At 58.5% G+C, this 1,541-nt stretch carries 1 protein-coding gene; it reads right to left on the reverse strand.

The features are described 5' to 3' along the window. Positions 1-1,494: ATP-binding protein (locus H5U08_RS18400; RefSeq protein WP_297036496.1), on the reverse strand; the 1,494-nt coding region annotated here is incomplete at its 3' end. Positions 1,495-1,541 lie beyond the last annotated feature (47 nt).

Raw genomic sequence — 1,541 nt, forward strand, 5'->3', positions numbered from 1 at the left:
CCATTCCGGTGCGGCGTCCGTAAGCTCTCTGATCCCCAGGACACTGGTGGCAAATCCCGGGCTGCTGGGACCGGCAACGCGAAAATCCACCACGCGGCCATCAGAAACCACATCGGCCACCATGAGGGCCAGCAACGCCTCTTCAAAACTCCGTAGAGTATGCACACAGGGCGCCGGATGCTCGGCAAACACTTCGTTGAGCCAGCCTTCCAGGTGGCGGCTGGGATTATACCAGATGACCGCCTCGTAAACGTCTTCCGAAAATCCCTCGCACGTGCTCGCCTTCAGAATTTCCGGAAAAGTCATTTCACCCCGAGAAGTGATAAACCGGTATGTGTCTCGAAGCAGGTAACGGAGGGGAACCACTTCGAGAGCGGCCCCGGCCAGCAGGTACCGATGCCACGCAATGAGCGACTGCCACCGCGCGGGGGCTTCCCTGGCAAGATCTTGAAAGTGTTCCAGAATGAATCGGTCCAGGAAATCCCGTACCAGGTAGAACGTCGTGTCCCGTACCAGATCTTCGCGACTTGTTGTAGGCGAACACTCCGAGAGCTCCAACACCCCCCGCACAAAACTTGCCCAATCCGGCAACAAGCCGTGCAGTTTGCGGGAAATAATCATCCGCCTGACGGTGACGGTCAATGCCGGGACATCAGTAAACCCCGGGGTGCGCTGGGGCGTCACGTAAAGGGCCCCACGGATGGCGACAGGTTTTTCCTGGCGAATGGCGAACACGTCCAGGGGTGTTTCCCCGAAATAACTCTCCAATTCGAGCTCCAAAGCCCCCATATCCGGGGTGGGTTCGAGCCACGAAGCGGTCCCCACGTTAACGCGCTGCTGTTTCCCATTGATGTAGATGGGCAGGGGTAAAAACTCTGCGTACTCCTTGATGGCCCTTTCCAAAAGATCCTCGTCTTCGGCAAAGGCTTTGTGCTCCGGTTTGAGATACAACCGCACGGTTGTCCCCGCTGTCTCGCGCCTTCCCGGCGTGATGACAATGTCAGCCTCGGGACCTGCCTCCCACCGGGTGACCTCTCCCGTGGCAAAGTGGCGCGTGCAGATCTCCACCCGATCCGCCAGAAGAAAAGCACTGAACAGTCCAATTCCAAACTCGCCGATCAGATGGCCGACACTTTCACCCGTGCCTTCTCCCTGTCCCCTGAGCAGACCACTCAACCCGATCCCAAGGGTGCCCAGATATTTCTCGACTTCTTCCTGCGTCAAGCCGACACCGTCATCCGCCACCTCCACAACGGCTTCCTGCGGATACTGGAAAAAGTCAATCCGCCCATGATACTGCAGGTCCTTGGATCGCCGCCGCATTATGCCGTCGTGGGCGTTCTGAATGAGTTCCCGAATCGCCGCATTGGGCCGGCTGTACAGTGACCGCCCCATCAGGCGGATGATCCCCGCCACGTCCACCTGAAACGGCAACCGCTTGACCCAAGCGGGGGCCGCACCTTCCGTAAAAGATTCCAAGCGATGGTCGTGCATTCCGACGAGTCACCGTTCTAGAAGACAACCGACATTCTTCTTCCCGG

Source organism: Thermogutta sp. (assembly GCF_014359955.1).
Classification (GTDB): Bacteria; Planctomycetota; Planctomycetia; order Pirellulales; family Thermoguttaceae; genus Thermogutta.